This is a genomic window from Billgrantia zhangzhouensis (assembly GCF_021404465.1).
GTDB lineage: Bacteria > Pseudomonadota > Gammaproteobacteria > Pseudomonadales > Halomonadaceae > Halomonas > Halomonas zhangzhouensis.
Map to the genome: position 1 here is coordinate 136,168 of NZ_JABFTT010000014.1, position 19,342 is coordinate 155,509.

18 protein-coding genes are annotated in these 19,342 nt (G+C 64.0%); 13 read left to right on the top strand and 5 right to left on the bottom strand.

The features are described from left to right. Positions 1-2 precede the first annotated feature (2 nt). Positions 3-761 (top strand): sulfite exporter TauE/SafE family protein, encoded by a 759-nt coding sequence (locus HOP51_RS17515; RefSeq protein WP_234275205.1) that lies wholly within the window; start codon positions 3-5, stop codon positions 759-761. A gap of 10 nt (positions 762-771) precedes the next feature. Here the strand turns inward: HOP51_RS17515 and HOP51_RS17520 are convergent, their stop codons facing one another. The 3 genes from HOP51_RS17520 to HOP51_RS17530 are packed head-to-tail and all read right to left on the bottom strand — an operon-like array spanning position 772 to position 3,441. After that, positions 772-1,563, bottom strand: coding sequence for a heme ABC transporter ATP-binding protein (locus HOP51_RS17520; protein WP_234275206.1), 792 nt, complete (start codon positions 1,561-1,563; stop codon positions 772-774). After that, positions 1,556-2,614, bottom strand: a complete 1,059-nt coding sequence (locus tag HOP51_RS17525) for a FecCD family ABC transporter permease (protein WP_234275207.1) — start codon at positions 2,612-2,614, stop codon at positions 1,556-1,558. The genes HOP51_RS17520 and HOP51_RS17525 overlap by 8 nt, the downstream gene beginning before the upstream one ends. After that, the gene (locus HOP51_RS17530; RefSeq protein ID WP_234275208.1) at positions 2,611-3,441 is read right to left on the bottom strand and encodes a heme/hemin ABC transporter substrate-binding protein; all 831 of its coding nucleotides are present in this window, start codon (positions 3,439-3,441) and stop codon (positions 2,611-2,613) included. The genes HOP51_RS17525 and HOP51_RS17530 overlap by 4 nt, the downstream gene beginning before the upstream one ends. Positions 3,442-3,768: 327 nt before the next feature. Here HOP51_RS17530 and HOP51_RS17535 point away from each other — a divergent pair, with 327 nt between their 5' ends. The 5 genes from HOP51_RS17535 to HOP51_RS17555 all read left to right on the top strand — a co-directional run bounded on the left by HOP51_RS17535 (position 3,769) and on the right by HOP51_RS17555 (position 9,005). Then, on the top strand, positions 3,769-5,787 hold the full coding sequence (locus tag HOP51_RS17535; RefSeq protein ID WP_234275209.1) for a TonB-dependent receptor plug domain-containing protein: 2,019 nt from the start codon (positions 3,769-3,771) through the stop codon (positions 5,785-5,787). Between the two features lie 52 nt (positions 5,788-5,839). Beyond that, on the top strand, positions 5,840-7,210 hold the full coding sequence (gene hutW, locus HOP51_RS17540; RefSeq protein WP_234275210.1) for a heme anaerobic degradation radical SAM methyltransferase ChuW/HutW: 1,371 nt from the start codon (positions 5,840-5,842) through the stop codon (positions 7,208-7,210). A 40-nt stretch (positions 7,211-7,250) separates the two neighbouring features. Next, positions 7,251-7,793: a heme utilization cystosolic carrier protein HutX gene (gene hutX / locus HOP51_RS17545; protein WP_234275211.1), complete on the top strand. Its 543-nt coding sequence runs from the start codon at positions 7,251-7,253 to the stop codon at positions 7,791-7,793. Then, on the top strand, positions 7,790-8,455 hold the full coding sequence (locus tag HOP51_RS17550) for an SDR family oxidoreductase (RefSeq protein WP_234275212.1): 666 nt from the start codon (positions 7,790-7,792) through the stop codon (positions 8,453-8,455). Before hutX ends, HOP51_RS17550 begins: the two co-directional genes overlap by 4 nt. Positions 8,456-8,576: 121 nt before the next feature. Further along, entirely contained in the window at positions 8,577-9,005 is a 429-nt protein-coding gene (locus HOP51_RS17555) for a hypothetical protein (protein ID WP_234275213.1), read from the top strand. Positions 9,006-9,096: 91 nt separating this feature from the next. On the opposite strand, the gene HOP51_RS17560 is transcribed toward HOP51_RS17555, so the two are convergent. Further along, positions 9,097-11,286 carry a TonB-dependent receptor domain-containing protein gene (locus tag HOP51_RS17560; protein WP_234275214.1) on the bottom strand — a complete coding sequence of 730 codons (2,190 nt, stop codon included), beginning with the start codon at positions 11,284-11,286 and terminating at the stop codon, positions 9,097-9,099. 88 nt (positions 11,287-11,374) lie between these two features. Then, entirely contained in the window at positions 11,375-12,385 is a 1,011-nt protein-coding gene (locus HOP51_RS17565; protein ID WP_234275215.1) for a LysR family transcriptional regulator, read from the bottom strand. A 265-nt stretch (positions 12,386-12,650) separates the two neighbouring features. On the opposite strand from HOP51_RS17565, the gene HOP51_RS17570 reads away from it, so the two are divergent. From HOP51_RS17570 to HOP51_RS17600, 7 genes are all read left to right on the top strand, one after another. Then, complete coding sequence (locus tag HOP51_RS17570; protein WP_234275216.1) at positions 12,651-13,532, top strand: ABC transporter substrate-binding protein; 882 nt, start codon at positions 12,651-12,653, stop codon at positions 13,530-13,532. Between the two features lie 164 nt (positions 13,533-13,696). After that, complete coding sequence (locus HOP51_RS17575; RefSeq protein ID WP_407061820.1) at positions 13,697-14,632, top strand: ABC transporter substrate-binding protein; 936 nt, start codon at positions 13,697-13,699, stop codon at positions 14,630-14,632. A 65-nt stretch (positions 14,633-14,697) separates the two neighbouring features. Then, the gene (locus HOP51_RS17580; RefSeq protein ID WP_234275217.1) at positions 14,698-15,654 is read left to right on the top strand and encodes a FecCD family ABC transporter permease; all 957 of its coding nucleotides are present in this window, start codon (positions 14,698-14,700) and stop codon (positions 15,652-15,654) included. Positions 15,655-15,684: 30 nt separating this feature from the next. Beyond that, entirely contained in the window at positions 15,685-16,821 is a 1,137-nt protein-coding gene (locus HOP51_RS17585; RefSeq protein WP_407061821.1) for a FecCD family ABC transporter permease, read from the top strand. Next, positions 16,818-17,624 (top strand): ABC transporter ATP-binding protein, encoded by an 807-nt coding sequence (locus HOP51_RS17590; protein ID WP_234275218.1) that lies wholly within the window; start codon positions 16,818-16,820, stop codon positions 17,622-17,624. The genes HOP51_RS17585 and HOP51_RS17590 overlap by 4 nt, the downstream gene beginning before the upstream one ends. 299 nt (positions 17,625-17,923) lie before the next feature. Next, positions 17,924-19,096, top strand: coding sequence for a hypothetical protein (locus HOP51_RS17595; protein ID WP_234275219.1), 1,173 nt, complete (start codon positions 17,924-17,926; stop codon positions 19,094-19,096). Positions 19,097-19,098: 2 nt separating this feature from the next. Then, a partial coding sequence (locus HOP51_RS17600) for a hypothetical protein (RefSeq protein WP_234275220.1) occupies positions 19,099-19,342 on the top strand: 244 nt, incomplete at its 3' end.

Below are 19,342 nucleotides of genomic sequence, written 5' to 3' on the forward strand. Positions count from 1 at the left end.
TGATGCTGGAGCTGCTCTCGCCGCTATCGGCCGGGGTCAACCTGGCCTTGGTGCTGCTCTCGGTGGTGACCTCGGCGCTCTCCGCGGCGGCGGGTATCGGCGGTGGCACGTTGTTGATCATCTCCATGGCCCAGGTGATGCCGGCCACGGCGCTGATTCCCGTTCACGGTATGGTGCAGCTCGGCTCCAACGGCGGTCGCGCGGCGATGACTTGGCGTCACATTCGCCGCGACATCGTCGCTGCCTTCCTGCCGGGTGTGGTCGTCGGCGCCGTGGTGGCGGCCTGGCTGTTGATCCGCCTGCCCTATGGCGTGCTGGAACTGTGCATCGCCGCCTTCGTGCTCTACTCCTGTTGGGGGCCGGGCCTGCCCCAGCGGGCGGTGGGGCGGGTTGGCACCGTGATCGCCGGTGCGCTCACTACCTTGCTCTCCAGCCTGGTGGGCGCCAGCGGCCCTATGGTGGCCTCGTTCATCAAGCTCGGCATGAGCGAGCGGCTGCCGCGGGTGGCGACGTTTGCCACCTGCATGACGTTCCAGCATCTGACCAAGGCATTCATCTTCGGCTTTGCCGGGTTCGTCTTCCGCGACTGGCTGGGGCTGATGTTGGCGATGGTGGCGGCCGGGTTCGTCGGCACCTGGCTGGGCCTGCGCCTGCTGAACCGGGTGACCGACAACCGCTTCGATTTTCTCTTCAAGTGGACGCTGACCCTGCTGGCGCTGCGCCTGATTTGGTTGGGCATGGAACGGCTGGGAGAAGGGTAGGGGCCCCGGCTTACGTGGTTGACCAGCATCGCGAGTAATCGGGTGTGACGGTCAGCACGTTATCCCTTTGTTGTACCTGTAAGGGCAAGCCGTAAAGCGCCTCCAGGCGTTGTCGGGTCAAGACGTCCCGCGGGCTGCCTAGGGCCATGATCCGTCCCGCCTTCAGCAGCAGAATGCGATCCGCCACGCTGGCGGCAAGGCTCAGGTCATGAAGAATGGCGAGCACACCGCAACCCTGGAGGGCTGCCTGGCGTGCCGCCCTGAGCACGGTGATCTGGTGCTGCAAGTCGAGGCTGGCCGTGGGTTCGTCGACCAACAGGTAGCAACCACCACCCAGTCGTTGGCCAGCCCATAGCTGTACCATGATCCTGGCCATGTGAGTCCTATGCTGCTCGCCACCGGAAAGCTGAAGTACGGAGCGGTGCCTTAGTGCGCTCAGATCGAGCAAGTCGATGGCCTGCTCCGTCAGCGCGGCGATCTCGTCGGTAGGTAGTTCACGCGGAGTACCGAGTTGAACCAGCGCTTCCACACTGTAGGGGGCGCTGACGCGAGGTGACTGCTCCAGTACCGCACGTTGGCGGGCCAAGGTGGCGGCGTCGAGGCAGGCTGGGTCGTGGCCATCCATGCGGAGCTGTCCAGTCGCTCTCCGCTCGGCTCCGCTCAGGCAGTGCATGAGGGTGGATTTGCCTGCCCCATTAGGGCCCAGCACGGCAAGAAACTCCCCAGGCTTCAGGCACAGGTCGATGTCCGAGAGCAGCGTCTTGCCTCCTTTGGTGAGCGAGAGCGCCTTGGCTTCAAGCATGAGGGAGACTCCTGAGTCGTCGTGTCAACAGCCACAGGAAGAAGGGGCCGCCGATCAGGCTGGTGGCGATACCGATGGGAGGCTCCTGGGGCGCGATGGCCAGGCGTACGACGAGATCGGCTGCCAGTACCAGGCTGATACCAAGCAGGGCTGATGCAGGCAGCACCCAGCGGTGGGCGTACCCCACCAGCAACCTGGCCAGATGGGGAGCCACCAGCCCGATGAAGCCGATGGGCCCTGCCGCTGCAGTAACGGCACCGACGCTGAGCGCTGCGACAGCGGCCAGTACGCGCTTTGTGCGCTCCACGTCCAGCCCGGCGTGAAACGCCTGGCGCTCGCCCAACTGGAACAGGTCGAGCCCGCGACCCTGGCGCCAGAACAGTGGCGTCATGGCCAGGGTAATGCCTAGTGCAATTAGTACTACGGGCCAGCCTGCATGACCAAGACCGCCCATGCTCCAGAAAGTCAGGTCGCGGAGCGCCTGATCGTCGGCGACATAGACCAGCACACCGATAATGGCGCCAGCAATGGTGTTGATGGCGATGCCGATCAGGATCAGCATGGCCACCGAGGTCTCGCCGCCCCGGTGGGAGAGAGTGAATACACAGGTCATGACCAGCATGGCGCCGAGAAAAGCGGCTACGGGCAGCAGCGCCGTTTGCAGTATCAGCGGCAGTTCTGGAGCGATCAGGTTGCCCAGCACGATGGCGCTGACCGCGCCGATGGAGGCGCCGGCGGTGATGCCGATCAGTCCTGGATCGGCTAAGGGGTTGCGCAGCATGCCCTGCAGGGCGGTGCCTGCCAGCGACAGTGCTGTGCCGACGGCGATGCCGAGGGTCAATCGGGGCAGTCGAATCTGCCAGATGATGCTGTTGTCCAGCGTATCGCCACTACCCGAGAACACTGCCCAGAGTTGTGCGATGCCCATCTTGATGGGGCCGAGTGCCAGCTCCGCCAGGGCCAGGCTCAGCGCCAATAAGCCAAGACCGGCCACGACCAGCAGTTGGCGGCGGTGGCTTCGATGTTCGACCGTTGTGCCAACAGTCGTCATCGGTTCGACGCCTCACTCTGGTTTGAGGCCTGGCGCAAGGCCCGATTCAGTTCATGTATTGCTTGCGGCGTGCGCGGGCCAAAGCCCAGGAGCAGCATACCATCCATGGCAATGAGACGGCCGTGCCGACCGGCCGGTGTGGCGGCCAGGTCGGGGCGCTGCAGCACACGCTCGGCGTCGCCATCCCCAAGCTGCTCCTGCATCATTACGATCACGTCCGGAGCCAGCGCCATGACCGCTTCCATGGCCAGCGGCCGGTAGCCCTCAATGTCGCCGGTGACCGGTTGACCTCCCGCCAGGGCGATCATTTGCTCCGCGACGGTTCCCTTGCCGCCGATGACCATGGGGCCGCTTTCTGCCGAGAGCACGAAGAGCGTGCGCGGCGCCCAATCCGGTGAGGGACGCAGCGCCTCGACCTCCTGTGTGGCGCTGGCCAGCTCAGCATGAAAGGCCTCGACCAAGGCTTCGGCGGGGGCCTCACGGTCAAGCGTCTCGCCGACGAAGCGGATCTTGGCGGCAACGTCCCGGTGGGCTTCACCCTGAGGCGCAGGCGCTCGGTGCACGCGGATACCGGCATCTGCCAAGCGTGCGAGAGATGCTTCCGGTCCGGCAAAGTGACTGGCCAGGATCACCTCGGGGCGTAGCGACAAGACGCCTTCGGGCGACAGCGTGCGGACGTAACCGATATTGGGCAGGTCTTGCGCGTCGGTGGGAAAGGTGGAGGTGGTATCCACACCGACTACCCGCTGTCCTTCACCCAGCGCAAAGACAATCTCGGTGAGATCCCCACCCGCAATGACGATGCGCTCGGCGGCGCTAGCTTGCACGGTAACCGACCAAGAAAGGATCGTTGGCACGGCCAGGAGCATGTGGAGCAGAAACGCTCGAAAAGCTTGGCCCTGCGTGGTGTGACAATTCGGCATGATGCGCTCCTTTATCGCTTCTAACAGGAATGGTTGTCATTATTGTTTGTCGAGGTCAAGCCCGAGGTAATCCAGGTTGCCAATACGGTAAGCAAGTCGACCAAAAAATGATCTGTGTCATAAGCAGAACAAAGATGTGTTGCAAATGATTATTATTGGAATTTAGATTTATCATTTTAGCGCCAGACGGGGGTGAATATGGAATGGCCGGCCAAGAGGTGGGGCTTAGGTTTGCTGACGGGGATGCTGGGTGCCTCGGTGCCGTTGCCAGCAGTCGCCACCGACACGCAGTCAATGGCAGAGCAGCGCCCTGATTCACTGGAGACTCTGGTCGTGCTGGGCACTGGCACGCAGACATCGATATTCGAAAACCCGGCCTCCATCACGGCTCTCGAGAGCCATGAGCTCCAGCGCAAGCCGACGACAAGCGTGGCGGAGCTGCTGCGTGATGTGCCCGGGGTACGGTTGTTCGATGATGGCACGGCCGGCATGAAGCGAATCAGCATTCGTGGCGAGACGTCGCGGCGGGTCACCATCAAGGTCGACGGCCATGCATTGACCGACCATTCGCCCTACGGAACGCCGCTATTGCTCGATCCGTCTGTCATTGAGCGCATTGAGGTCGTGCGCGGGCCTTCGTCCGTGCTCAGTGGCTCCAACGCCATCGGCGGTGTGGTCAATATCATCACGCGTCGCGGCGGCGAGGCGCTGCTGGAAGGCAGCATCAGTGCTACCGGCTATTCGGCGACCCGCGGATACCAGACCAGCGCCACCCTGCAGGGGGCGAGTGGCGGTATCGATTGGCGCATCACTGGTAGCCTAGCCGAGGAAGGTGACCGGCGCACCCCGGAGGGGACGCTCACCCCCTCAAGCCACGAACAGGATCAGCTGTCGGCGCACCTGGGCTACAGCAGCGGCAACCACTACCTGGCGATCAAGGCGGAGCAGTACCGCCTGGAGGCCGATGTCTACAACCCCACGCCGGCCGGCTTCTCGGCGTTCGACATCCTGCTGCCTCAGCGCGACCTGCGCAAGGTAGGGCTGTTTTACGAGGGAGAGGAGCTGTCGCCGCGCCTCAATCGGGTGGAAGCGAGCGTCTACCATCAGAGCATCGACCGCTTGTTCGAGAATCGGGCGAGCATGCTCAACGGCATGGCGGTCACCGGCACCAGCGACGATCGCCAGACCACCTATGGCGTCGATACTCGCTTCGACCTGGCACTGACCGGGTTGGGGGATACCGTGTTGGGGCTGGAATACCAGAACGACGCTCTGGATACCGACAAGACCTCGGAGGTGTTCATACCGTTTCCACCCCCCGGCCAGAGGACCTTCACCGAAACCACGGACGAGGCGCGCATCCAGACACTGTCCGGCTACGTGCAGCAAGCCTGGAGCTTCGGCGATGCGACCACCGCCTATTTCGGTGGCCGCGTCTACGCCGTGGAGGCGGAGCTTGAAGCCAGCAGCGACAAGACGCTGGAGCGCAATACTGACACGCGGGCGCTGGGCTCGCTGGGTCTCGTGCATACCCCCGGAGACAACTGGTCGCTGCGTGCCAACCTGGCCCAGGGCTACTCCTATCCCACCCTGCAGCAGCTATTCCTGACCACTACGGCAGGAGGTGAGACGGTCGTGGGCAACCCCGAGCTATCGCCGGAGAAGGCCAATACCGTGGAACTGGGCGCTCGCTATCGCGATGGTCGGTTAACCCTGGATGCCACGCTCTTCCACACCCGTGCCGAGGATTACATCGGCCAGGAAGTAGACAATGTCTCCGGCCCGCAGCCGATCCGCCGCTACGTCAATATCCACCGGGCCAACACCAGTGGCCTGGAGCTGTTCGGCGAGTATCGCCTGGCATCCACCGACACTGCCCTGTATGTCAACGGCAACTTGCTGCGCCGCGAGTACGATTTCGGCGAGTCGAAAACCTATGACAGCGGTACACCACGGCTCTCGGGCCGGCTGGGGGTGCGCCAGGACTGGATGCTGACACCTGCAGTGGGATTGACGGGAGACTTCTTCCTGCGTGGCGAAAGCGAGGCGCGTGAACGCAATGCCGCGAACGAGCTGACCTCTCGCACTGCGGGGTACGGAACGCTCAACGCCTACCTGGGCCTGCAGTATGCCGACCGCCTCGACGTGGGGCTGAGTCTCGACAACCTGCTCGACAAGCGCTACCGCCCCTACGGCGAACTCACCGGCGCCGAGCGCAGCGTCACATTGACCACCACTCTGCATTTCTAAGCGAGGGGCCGACATGACACTAATCTCCTCGACGCGCAGTGGACGACGGCCCGTGTCTCCGCCTCAGCCACCACGGCTGGATCCTGGGCTGCCCAGGGCGAGCGCGGACCCGATAGCGGAAGCCTTCACTTCCCGCGTGCCGCTGATGCCCTGGCAGGACAAGCGGCCGGTGCCCCATGCGGAGATGGCAGACACTTGGCGGAGGCTATGTGATTTGCCACCGAGCGCCGGCAAGCGGCTGGCCTACGTGCATGTGCCCTTCTGCGCCAACCACTGCCTGTTTTGCGGTTTCTATCGCAACAAGTACCGCCACGAGGAGTCGGCGCGCTATGTTCAGGCGCTGATCGACGAAGTGCGGCGAGACGCCGATATGCAGTGCGTCGGGCAGGCGCCAATCCACGCGCTTTACTTGGGCGGCGGTACTCCCACGGCACTGGAAACCGCCGACCTGGCTCGACTCATAGAAGCACTGCGCGCCGAACTTCCATTGGCGGCGGACTGCGAACTGACGCTTGAGGGACGTATCCTCCATTTTGATGACGACAAGGTCGATGCCTGCCTGGATGTCGGCGTCAACCGCATTTCCATTGGCATACAGAGTTTCGATACCGGGGTACGTCAGCGTCAGGGAAGGCGCGCCAGCGGCCCGGAAGCGGAGCGCTTCATTGGCGATTTGATTGCGCGAGACCGAGCCGCTGTGGTCATCGATCTGATGTATGGCCTGCCGGACCAGGATCTATCCGTTTGGTCTCGAGACTTGGCAACCGCTCTCTCGCTCGGACCGGACGGGCTGGATGCCTATTGCCTGGCGCTGTTTCCCGGTACGCCTCTCTATCAAGCGGTCACCAAGGGTAAGGTCAAGCCACCCGCTACCCTTGCCGAGCAGGGACGCATGTATGCATTGGCCTGTGAGCGGCTGGCCGTGGCCGGCTGGCGCCAAGTGAGCAATAGCCACTGGGCAAGCGGCACGCGTGAACGCAACCTCTACAATCTGCTGATCAAGTCCGGGGCTGAGACCCTCGCCTTCGGCTCGGGGGCGGGTGGCAGTCTGGGTCGCTATAGCTATACCGTCGACGCCGATTTGCAGGGCTACCTTCAGGCTCAGCGCGAGAACCGCAAAGCGATAGCGGGCATGTTGATAAGTGACGAGCAACAGCCATTGCGCGATTGGGTGGCCGGTCGGTTGGAAACGGCATGGCTCGACGTCGCTGAATTGCTGCGCCGCTGGCCCGGCCTGGTCGCCAGGCGCACCGCCTTGGAAGCGCTGCTCGATAGCTGGCAGAAGGCTGGTCTGACAGAGCGTCAGGATGATGTCGTGACTCTGACGACGGCGGGGCGTTTCTGGAGCACCAACCTGATCGCGGGATTCAAGGAGGGGTTTGCCAGCCACAAGGGTGGCTCCTCTACGGCTGATGAGCCGTGAGACGAAACGGCGTGAACTATGAAACGATAAGGAGAAAAGCATGACAACCGAATCATTGCCCACCAGGGCTGAACGCTTGGAAAAACTGCGCATGCAACTGGCGGAAAACCAGGACGGTATTCTGGAAGCGATGGCGTTGCAGCATGGCGTGACGCTGCTCGATGTGGTGCGCTGCCTGCCACATCGCTGTTGGCGCCGTATCGATGGCCAGCATTTCGTTAGCGTGATGCAGGAGCTTGCCAACTGGGGGGAACTCACCACGATCGTGCATACGGATGGTGTGATCCTCGAATTTACCGGTCCGCTGCCTGGGGGTGAGCTGGGCAAAGGCTTCTATAACCTCAAGGGAGGTTCAGGACTTAGTGGTCATTTAAAACCCGATTGCTGTAGCGATATCGTTTTCCTTGAACGTCCCTTCATGGGCATGCAAACCGCCTCGGTGCAGTTTTTCAGCGCCGGCGGTAACAGCATGTTCAAGGTCTATGTCGGACGTGATGCGTCGCACAGGCTGCGCACCGACCAGATGGAGCGCTTCGAATCGCTTGCCCTGAGGCTAGCTCGACAAAGCGGGCACGCAGCATGACTGCGACGCTCATCTTCGGTGCCTCGCGGGGTACCGGCCTCGAGGTGGCGCGCTGTCTGCGCGAGCGAGACTGTCGGGTCGTTGCCCTCGTGCGCCCGACCAGCGAACAGGCGCCTTTGGTGTCCTTGGGCGTCGAGTGTGTCATCGGCGATGTGCTCAGTACACACGATGTGCGTAGAGCCTTCCGACGGCTCGGGGATGGAGGCCGCGTGGTCTCGACTCTCTCGGGGTTAACCCCGGAAGGAGTCTACACGGACGAGGAGGGCAATCGGCAGGTCATCGAGGTCGCACGCGACTACTCACCGCGGCGCATTATCCTGGTGACCTCGATCGGCTGTGGTGAAATGGCGCCTTATCGTTCGCCGCGTGCCATCGAGGCCTTCGGACGCGTCGTGGATGCCAAGACGCGAGCCGAGGAGGCGCTTCGTGCCAGCGGGCTGCCCTTCACGATCCTTCGACCGGGTGGGCTCAAGAGCGAGCCCGCCACCGGCAGGGGCATATTGAGCACCGACCCTGCCATACATGGCTTCATTCACCGTACCGACCTGGCCAAGTTGGTAACCACCGTGCTGGATGACCCGAGGACACAGGGTGGTGTCTATGCGGCGGTGGATCGTGATCAGGCCCGCTGCGCCAACCCCATCAATCCCGTGGTGCTTTGACGGGCGACAGGCTGGCGAAGGCATTATCAATGTGATGCCGAGCGTGATCTGGTTGGGCATGGAACGGCTGTTGGGATTAGGCTGAACATGAAGGGCTGGCCTAATCGGAAAGGAGTCTGCCATGAACCGTATCTTGTCTGCTTTGCTGCTCGGCTCCCTGCTGCTGTTGACTGGCTGTGCCGGCACCTGGGACCCGCGGGATAGCGCGACCGAACTGGTGCCCGGCCGATCCTATGAGGTCATGACGGCAGGGCAACGTTACTTCACCTTCACCCTGGATGCTCCCGCTCGCGTGGTGCTGGAGAGCCACACCTTCCCGGGGGATACCGGGCTGGTGGAACCCGCGGGGCAACTGCTCGATGCCAACGGGCAGGTCGTGGAGCGTGACTGGAACAGCGGGCTCAACAGTAATTTCAGGATCGAGCGCCAGTTGGAGCCGGGCGTCTGGTTCCTGCGGGTGACCACGCCGCATGCCAGCCCCAGCTCCTTCGGAGCGATGGAGCGCGACTACCGCTACTCGGTGCTGCTGAGGATCATCAGGGATGGCTGATCGCTTGGAGCGATTCCGCTTGGCATGAACGAAAAAGCCCCGGCCGAGGCCGGGGCAAGCGATCGAGATAAGCTTGTGCTAGTCGTGTCGGTCAGAACTCGTAGGTGGCGGAGAGCCACAGGCTGCGGCGGTCCAGATAAGTGCCGCCGATGGACCGGTCGGAGGTGATGTAATCCCAGGCCACGGCGGGGTTGCCCTCGTGGTCCTCATAGAGGGTGCCGGTACCGAAGTTCTTGTCCAGCAGGTTGTAGATGGTGCCGGTCAGACGCACGTTGTCGGAAAGGCGATAGCTGGAACTCAGGTTGAAGACCTCCCAACTGCTCAGACGATTGCCAGCGGCTTCATACAGCGCATAGCCCGAGGCGTCACGCGGATTATTGGGATCGGGCAGCCCGCCGGGGAAGCGCTCGCGGGTGCCGTAGTACTCGCCTTCGAGCGTGGTGCTCCAGCGGTCGTTGATGTTCCAGGTCAGCGAGGCGCTCAGCTTGTGCTCGGGCGCATTGGTCAACACTAGCCCCTGACCATCTTCCGACTTGATCTCGCTGTCGGTGTAGGTATAGCCGGCGCGCAGCTCCCAGTTCGGAGCGAAACGATAGCGTGTTTCCAGCTCGATCCCCTGGGTTTCAGCGCGGCTGATGTTACGGTTCTGTCCATACTCACCATCGGGGATGGTGGGGTGGTTCTCCTCGGTGATGCTGTCGGCAGAGGCGATGCGATCCTTGAACCGGGTGTGGAACAGAGTGGCACTGGCGGTGAAGTCATCCAGGTTATCGTAGATGGCGCCCAACTCGTAGTTGGTGCTCTTTTCCGGCTGCAGGTCCGGGTTGCCGATTTGCAGATTGGCCCCCTGTCCGGTGACATTGTTGATGCCGTCGCGCAACTGGTTGAGTGTCGGCGTCTTGTAGCCTTGGCTCACGCCACCCTTGAAGGTCCAAGAGGGATCGGCGTTCCAGACCAGGTAGCCGCGCGGCGTGAAGTGCCCGCCAAAGGCATCATGGTTTTCATAACGTCCGCCCAGGGTCAGCGCCAGATCGTCGCGCAGCCACCACTCATCCTCTATGAACAGCGCATACTGGGACTCGTCATAACTCTCCGGCGCAATGCCGTCGGTGAGCTCGGCTGTCATGTACTGGCCGCCGAAGGTGAGCATATGGTCACGCACGTTAGTGGTGAACTTGGTATCGAGCACGGTCTGCTCGTTTTCCAGCGTGCGATCCGAACCGACAATGGGTTCATGCGGCATTGCCGGGTGCGGATTACCTGGTCCTGCGTTGGGGTGTGGAATGGTGCGCCCCAACGTCTCCGTCATGGCATGAGTGACGCTGGTTTCCCAGGTGCCGGCGTCATAACGCCCGGTGTAGCCCACCGCGACCTGGTCGCGATGGAAGCGCATCCAGTCTTTATAACCAGGCGTATAGGCAGGGTCAGGGGTGATGCAGTCGTTACGATCAAGGCCGTCACGGTTGCCCAAGCGGCAATCGGTGTTGTCGTACCACTGCCGGGAACGCTCGGCGTCCAGCCAGAACTCATTGATGTCATCGGGCGTGACATTGAGGCGTCCGCCAAAGGAGTAGATTTCCCCTTCCGCCGGGCGCGGGTCTCGGCCCGTGCCCTCCATCAAGCGCTCGGAAGCGCCCCGGTTATAGACACGGCCACGCAGCTGCAGACCCACGGTATCCTCGACGATGGGGCCGGAGGTATAGAAGCTCAGCGCCTGGGAATTCGGCTCCTCGCGATGCTGCTGGAAGGTATTCTCGGCGGTGACCGAACCGCTCCACTCATCGGCGACACGGCGGGTGATGATATTGATCACGCCGCCCATGGCGTCGGAGCCGTAGAGGGTGGACATGGGGCCGCGAATGATCTCGATCCGCTCGATGGCGGAGAGCGGCGGCATGAAGCTGGTGGAGGTCTCGCCGAAACCGTTGGGGGTCACGTCGGAGGCGGCGTTCTGACGGCGGCCATCGATCAGGATCAGCGTATAGGCGCTGGACATGCCTCGAATGGAGACATCGAGTCCGCCGGTCTTGCCCACGCCATCGCGCACGTCCACGCCCGGCACATGGGCGATGGCCTCGGCGATATTGGAGAAGCGGCGCTGCTCCAGCTCCTCGCGGGTGACCACCGAGATGCTGGCGGGGGCGTCCTGCAGTGCCTGCTCGAAGCCAGCGGCGGTCACCACGATGTTGTCTAGGCGCGCGCCCTCCTGTGCCTGGGCAGCAAGAGCGAGAGGCGTGCTGGCGATAGCGACGACCAGGGCGGTGCGACGGGAGTGGAGCATGGAGTCACCTGCTTGGTATGGTTATGTTTAATGATATTGATTATCAAGCGCAGATGATTCTAATGCGAAAAGTTCCCATTGATGAGGGCTAGGACAGGCAACGTTGCGTTGCGTTGTCTGCAACACGCGCTCTGGGCACCTTGGATTTCACTGAGGCCGGCTCTCTGCTCGGGTGCCATTCGACGGGCACTGCCTGGCGAAGGAAAGCGAGCAGGGCGCTCAAACGGCGTGGCCGAGGGCCGTAGGGATAGAGCAGCGTCACCGGCGCAGGGGCAAGACTCCATGCCGGCAGGCAACGCACCAGCGTGCCAGGATGGGCTCGCTCGCGTGCCGCTGCCATCCAGTCCGGCATGATCCCCAGGCCATGGCCACGGGCAATGGCATCGCCATGGAGCATCTGCTGATCGACGCGGAAGCGCGACTCGGGAGGGGTGAAACGAAACTCACCTTGCTGTGGATGGGTAAGGACCAGCCCATGCTCGGCTTCGCCGAGCAGGTCGATCCAGGCGTGCTGGGTCAGTTCCCGGGGATGCTGTGGTTCTCCGCGACGGGCGAAATAGTCAGGATGGCCGTATAGGCTGCGGCTGAGCCAGCCCAGCACCTCCTGGCGCAATTCGCTGTCGTGAACCTCTCCCAGCCAAAGAGTCGCGGTTTGACTGTCGGCGGACAGGGGCGGTGTGGTGCAGGTCTGAAGGATCAGGCGCACGGCGGGATAGCGGTCCATGAACTGCGCCAGGCTCGAGGCCAGCCAGCTACGCGCCAGGGCGTTGTGCGTGGCCACATGCAGCTCACCGCTGACCTCCTCGCTCAGTTCCTCCAGGGCCTGCTGGCTCTGTTCGGCGAGCTCGAGGATCTGTCGGCAATAGGTATGGAAGAGCTGGCCGGCCTCGGTGGGCAGCAGGCGATTGGACTGACGGCGCAGCAGCGACTGGCCCAATTGGCGCTCCAACTGGGAGATGCGCCGGCTCAATGTCGACTTGGCCAGGTTCAGGGCGCGGGCACTGCGAGTCAGGCTGCCGGAGCGCATGACATGGTCGAAGGCGAGCAGTTCGTCGAGATCGTGCATATGGCAACCGCTAGCGATGAGGTATGTCGGCATTGTGCCAGTCTTGGCCATAAATGAAAATCATTGCGTTTTTCCGTGACCTACTCGTGAACTGACCGGTGTCGCCGTGGCAGGCATGGTGAAAGCTGGCCGCGTTCGCCTGGATGTGCGGCGCAAGTCGGCTTCCTGAACGTCAATTGCGCGATGAGTTCAAGCAGGTTCTGCTTCATGCAACGCACCGTTGCGCTAGAAGCCTCATGGATCGTGCTAGCGTCTCTCCTTCGTTGTGATTGATTCTCATTATTTCGGAGATATGGTGATGCCCAGAAAGTGGTTGGTACCGGCACTGTCCATGGCGATGGTCGCTTTGCCCTTGGTGGTTCATGCCGAATCGCCCGGGGCCGGGGGTAAGCCCTCCGTGGTCAGCTTCGACTGGGGGAGTACGGATACGCTGGTGGCTCTCGGTCTCGAGGAATACCTCGTCGGCTTGCCGCACCAGTCGGCACCGGACTACGTGGCGCATCTTCTCGAAGGCCGGCCGGACGTAGGGAGTCTCAAGGAGCCGGATACCGAGTCGCTGGCTGCCATCGCCCCGGATCTGATTCTGGTCACCGGCCGCCAGGGCGAAGCAGGCCAGGCACTCGATGAGGTCGCCGAGGTGATGGATGTCTCCTTGACCGGGGGGGATTTCATCGAGGCTTTCGGCGACAAGGTGCGGCATCTGGCCGAGCGTTACGACGCCGTCATGCAGGCCGAGGCGGCTCTCGATGAACTCGACGCCTATATCGACCGGGCACGCGAGTCGCTGCCCGAGGGGGCGTCAGTGATGGTGGTGACTCACAATGACGGCAACTACTCCCTGCGCCACGAGCCGGTCGTGTTCGAACTGCTTCAGTTGGATACGCCGGCGGTGCCGGAGGGCGTGGAATCCGTTGCGCGGGGCAGTCGCACCTTCACCCCCATGACGCCGGGCACCATGGCTCGTATGAACCCCGACGTAGTGCTGGTCGTGGATCGCAGCGCAGCCATTGGGCAGGAAGCGCTGGACGTTGGCGTGCTGCGGGATGCGTTGGCCGCCGAAGGCGCCGAATCGATTTCAGTCGTCGTCCTGAATCCCGGTCTCTGGTACCTCTCGGGGGGTGGTCTGAACAGCGTGCACGCTCAGGTCGATGAGGTCGTGACGGCGCTCGAAAAGCGCTGATGGGTCTCGTTGTCCCTCCTATTCATGGCGCTGGGTGCATGTTGCGGATTGTCGAACGATGCGTTGCCACTGAAATGTAGGCAGCAATTAACTCTGATATTCATTATCATTCAGCCTGTTTGCGCTGCTGTGATCGGTGGCGCTTGCTCGAATCAGGAGAGCCTATGCTACCGCTCCTTTCCAAGCCCCTCCGACCGGTCGCCATTGGCCTTGCGATCCTGCTTGCCCTGGCTTTCATGCCGGCCCAGGCAGCTACCGTGACGACCGCTTACGGAGACATCGAAGTGCCAAGCGCCCCCGAGCGCGTGGTGACCCTCCATGAAGGCGCCCTCGATACCGCCCTGGCGGTCGGCATCATGCCCTTGGGTGCCGTGACCACCCGTGGCGGCGACGGTGTGGCCCGCTACATCGAGGCCCATCTCGACGGCGAGCGCCCGACTATCGTCGGCGTGGTGCGCGAGATCAATCTGGAGGCCGTGTTGAGGCTGGAGCCGGACCTGATCCTGGCCCCGCCGCAGCTCTCCGAGTCGCAGTACCGGCTGCTCTCGCGCATGGCTCCTACCGTGGTGCCGCTATCCGAAGGGCTCGATCCCGAGCTGTGGCGGGACGAAACGCGTCTGTATGCCCAGGCCTTGGGGCGCGGGGCGGAAATCGAAGCGTTGCTCGAACAGGTCGATGCCAGGGCCGCCGAGATCGCCGAGCGCATCGTGGCCGATGAGGCGCCCAGTGCCGTGTTGGTACGTTGGATGCCGCAAGGTCCCATGGTCTTGTCCGCCGACCTGTTTACCGCCGGATTGGTACGTGCCGCCGGCGTAGCGATTCACGATGCCGGCCTGGTTCAAGAGGGCAAACCGCACAGCGATACCCTGAGCCTGGAGAACCTCTCCCGCGTCGATGCCGACTGGCTGTTCCTGGCTACGCTCAACGAGGAGGGTCGTGAAGCACTCGAGGCCGCCAAGGCATCGCCGGCTTTCTCCCGTCTCGACGTGGTCGCTCGCGATCAGGTCATACCGGTCGATGGCCAACTGTGGACGAGTGCCTCCGGCCCACTGGCGGCACTAGCGATCCTCGATGAGCTAGACACCGCGCTGACGCCTTGATGGACGCGGTTCCTCTCTCGGGCGCACTTTCAGCCCGCCACCTCGCTATGAGGCTGGTGGGCTTAATGGTGCTACTGGTCTTGGTTTGCCTGGCCAGCCTGCTGCTGGGCGCCGGTGATGTCGGCCCGGCTAGGGCGCTTTCCGTATTGATGGGGCAGGGCGATGCCGAGGCCAGATTCGTTCTCGGCTCGCTGCGTTTGCCGCGTACTCTAATCGGGCTGGTAGTGGGGTTGTCGCTTGGCGTGGCTGGCGCTCTATTGCAGGCGGTCACGCGTAACCCGCTGGCCGAGCCGGGGCTGCTGGGTGTCAGCGCGGGTGCGGCCTTTGCCGTCGCGTTGGCGCTGCTATTGGGTGCCACCGCAACGACGATGCGGGTCGGCGTGGCCCAGCTCGGCGCCATGGCGGGTTGTCTCTGCGTACTGGGTGTGGCCCGGGTAAGTGGGGCCGGCAGTGATCCGGTGCGGCTAGTGCTGGCCGGCGCTGCCCTTACGGGCTTGCTCCTCTCGCTCACCTCGCTGCTACTGCTGTTCGATCAGCGCGCCGCCGACGAGATTCGCTTCTGGATCGTAGGCAGCCTGGCCGGCCGGCGCCTCGAGCATCTCGTTGCTATCCTGCCCAGCCTGTTGCTGGCCAGCGGGCTGGTACTTGCCGTGGCCCGCCCATTGGCAGCAATGGCGTTAGGTGAACGGATCGCGAGTGGCCTTGGGCACCGCCCGGGACTGATCCGGCTGCTGGTGATCGTGGCCGTGGCGCTGCTGGTAGGAGCGGCCACCGCCACGGCTGGCCCCATCGCCTTCATCGGCCTGGTCGTACCGTTCGCCGCCCGGGCGCTGGCTGGTCCCGACATTCGCCGTACTCTGTGGTTCTGTCTGCCGCTGGGGCCGCTGATGGTGATTGCGGCCGACATCGTTTCGCGGTTGCTGGTCGCGCCTTCGGAAATGCCGCTGGGAGTGCTCACTGCCTTGTGTGGCGCCCCGGTGCTGGTGGCCGTGGTGCGAGCACGCCGCATGCCGACCCTCTGAGTGATGAGTATGGGAAGGGAAAGAGTCTCCATGTGCCGTGATGCCTCGGTCCACAACCAGGCGCGACAGTGGCCCGATGCAGAACGATGCGAGGGGGACGCAACCGATGTCGTCGCCCCACCGGGGCACTGGCATCTTGCGTGGCAGGCGGCTGACGGCAGTGCCCCGTTTAGCCTGTTGATCGATCGACGTGCCTTCGTGGCTGCCCTAATCCTGCTGCTGGCGCTGTTGACGGCATCGTTCGCCTACCTGGCCATGGGTAGCAGCTCGCTACCGCCACAGGCAGTGCTGGCGGCACTGGTGGGGCGCGGCGACATGATGGCCGTATTCCTGGTGCAGGAGCTGCGCTTGCCGCGACTGGCCGCTGCCTGTCTTACCGGCGCCGCCTTCGGCGTGGCCGGCTGCCTGATGCAGACCCTGGCTCGCAACCGCCTGGCTACCCCCGGCATCATCGGTATCGACAACGGCGCCACCGCCTTTGCCGTGGCCTCGGTGATCGGTCTGGGGGTCTCCCTGGCACCGCCGGCCATGGCCCTGGTGGGGGCGACCACAGCGGCTGCCTTGACCTTCGGCCTGGCCGCAGGCGGCGGTACCCGCGGCTACCGCTTCATCGTCGCCGGCATTGGCATTGGCGCCGTGTTCGGTGCCATCACCCAACTGCTGATGGCCAAGGTGCACATCGATACCGCCAACGCCGCCTATCCTTGGACAGTCGGCTCGCTCAATGCCCGACCGGCCGGGGCCGTCATGCTGCTTGCCGTCGGTTTGCCGCTCGGCTTGGGTGCTGCCCTCTGGCTCACCCGTGCACTCAGCCTGATGCGTTTCTCGGACGCCGTAGCGTCCGCTCTCGGCCTGCGCGTCTCACAACGGCGCTGGCAGGTACTGATGGTTTCGGTGCTGCTCACCGGACTTGCCGTCGCTGTCGCCGGACCGGTGGGGTTGATCGGCCTGATCGGCCCCGAAATCGCCCGTTCTCTCTCCTCGCCGCGAGGAGTGCCGGTCGTGGCCTCGGCGCTGGCGGGCGCGCTGGTCATGGTGCTGGCCGACCTGGCGGGGCGGGTGCTGCTCTCGCCCCTCGAGATCCCGGTGGGCATCGTCACCGCCGTGGTGGGCGGCCCCTGGCTGCTGTGGATACTATTGCGACCGGCTTCGAGGAACCTGGCATGACCCGACACCAACTCGCCACCCGCGACCTGACCCTGTGCCATGGCCGCGCGACCGTCATCGACCGCCTGGCGCTCTCCCTGCCGGTGGGAAAGGTCACCGCCATCGTCGGGCCCAACGGTTGCGGCAAGTCCACCCTGCTGGCCGGCCTCTCGCGCCTGCACGCACCCAAGCAGGGAACCGTGCTGCTCGATGGCAGAGACATTCAGCAGTTGCCGGCGCGAGAACTGGCGCGGCGCCTGGCACTGTTGCCCCAGGAGGCCACTGCTCCGGAGGGGCTGACCGTGGCGGAGCTGGTGCGCTTCGGCCGCCAGCCGCATCAGGGCTGGCTGCGCCAGTGGTCGGCGGAAGATCAACGGGTCGTGCACAAGGCGCTGGCCGAGGCCGACGTGGATGAACTGGCGGACCGGCCTCTCGATACCCTCTCCGGTGGCCAGCGGCAGCGTGCCTGGATCGCCATGACCATCGCTCAGCAGACACCGCTGCTGCTGCTCGACGAACCCACCTCGGCGCTCGATCTCGGTCACCAGATCGAAGTCTTCGAGCTGGTGCGGCGCCTTGCCGCCGAGGGGCGCACCGTAGTGATGGTGCTGCACGACTTGGCCAGCGCCTGCCGCTACGCCGACCACCTGCTGGCGCTGCACAACGGCCAGCTGGTGGCCACGGGCCCACCGGGCGAAGTGGTCACCACCGAACTGGTACGCCGACTCTACGACATCGACTGCACGCTGATCCCCGACCCCGCTACCGGCAGCCTGCTGCTGGCCAACGTAAGGCGGGCGTCACGACACTCGGTAGAGGCATGACCCGGTGAGATGGGTGTCAGTCGGTCCGCTGCACATCGCGCCATGTGGTGGAGCGCGGCGATAGGGTGCGCGCTGTACGATATTTCTTACAAATAAATAAGACATGGCTCACATGGCAGATGCTTTCTCTCCGGTGCTGCCTCGGGCTGCCTTCTGCTATGGTTCACGACTTCCTTTGTCGTCGCGGATAGAGTTTGCTCTGGCAATGGGGCTTGAGTCCCAAGGTTGCCACACTCTTCACACTCAGTGGCTATCGGCGTCGATAACCTAGGACGGCCCTGAGATGTGAGGCATGGCCAGTGTCAATTTATGATCTTCTTAGTCAGCGCTACACGCCTGACGTCGAGCCGCAAGAGCCTGCCGGCCAGCACGACGATTACCGTACGGACCGGCTACGCCTGGTGGACGGGGTCGCCGTGACGCCCGCCGGCATGGTGGCCGGGGGCGAGGTGCCGGAACGCACGGTGCCGGTCGTGTCGCCGGTACTTCAGGGCCCTGATGGCTTCCGCCTGCTCGTCCATGCCGTAAAGGATGTCGTGCCCGTGGAGGAGCCGCGGCTGGCGCGTCATTCCGCTAAGGCGTTGCGCCTGCATGCACTGATCCAGACGATATCCTTGGATGCACTCATGCTACTCGAAGCGCTACCCGAAGGGGCCGGCTTCGATATCGTGGTGAGCGCTCCACTACGCTCGGCCGAGGCGGCCGAGGTCGTTATCGACCGTCTCGGCGCCATGGTGGCGGCCAGCGCGTACGCTGCCGGGCTGGGAACCCTCCACCATAGCGATGGCGGCAGGGACCCCCATACCGTGCTCGGGGTACAGGGAGCCGCAGGCCAGCCTTATGTGCTGTGGATCGGGGCGGACTCGCTGCTCGATCACGACGACATTGCCGGGCTGCACCGGCAGGGGCTGCTCGCCCTGGCGTCGCGGCAGGCCGGGATGTTTCCGGGTGAGGCCGCTTATGCGTTGCTGGTCCAGCGGATACCCGAAAGCGGGGAGGACGGCCCGGCACCGGGCTGGTGGCTCGAGGCCGCCACTCGGCTCGAACATCCGGCGCGCGATACCCTGTCCCTCCCGGACAGACAACGGCTGGTGGGCGATCTGCTGGCGCGCGTCTGGCCGGAAGGCGAAGACGGCGAGGCCTGCGCCCCGGCGTCTCTGGTCATGGACACGCTGGAACTGCCAGGGCGGGTCCCGGAGGTCCTCGGCCCCCTGCTGGAGCGCTGGCCGGCCCTGGACGTCATCGAACACGGGCTCAGTGTGAGCGCCTTGTGCGGCTGGCCGGGCGAGGCGCTGGTACCGCTGCAATGGGTTCTTGCGCTGGCATCGCTGGACCCCGGGGAAGACGCGCTACTGCTCAACCTGGCCGAGCCGAACGTCAGCCACGCCATGGCTCTGCATGCCTGCGCCCCGGCTGCGACCCCCAATGAAGCCCCGCCGGCCCCGGCGGCGGTCGACCGCAGAAGGAGTTGAACATGGCGGACCCCCGTTGGCTGGAGGACATCCTGGCCTCCTTCGACACCCCCCTGACCCAGCACGAGCGACTGTTGACCCTGCGCCTGGCGGGCACCGACTTCGTGCCCCACCGCCTGGTCGGCGAAGAGCGCCTCTCGCGCCCCTTCGCCTACACCCTGGACTGCGTCTCCCAGCGCGGCGACCTCGAACTCAAGCGGCTGATCGCCCAGCCCGCCGACCTCGCGGTGCGTCAGGCCGACGGCA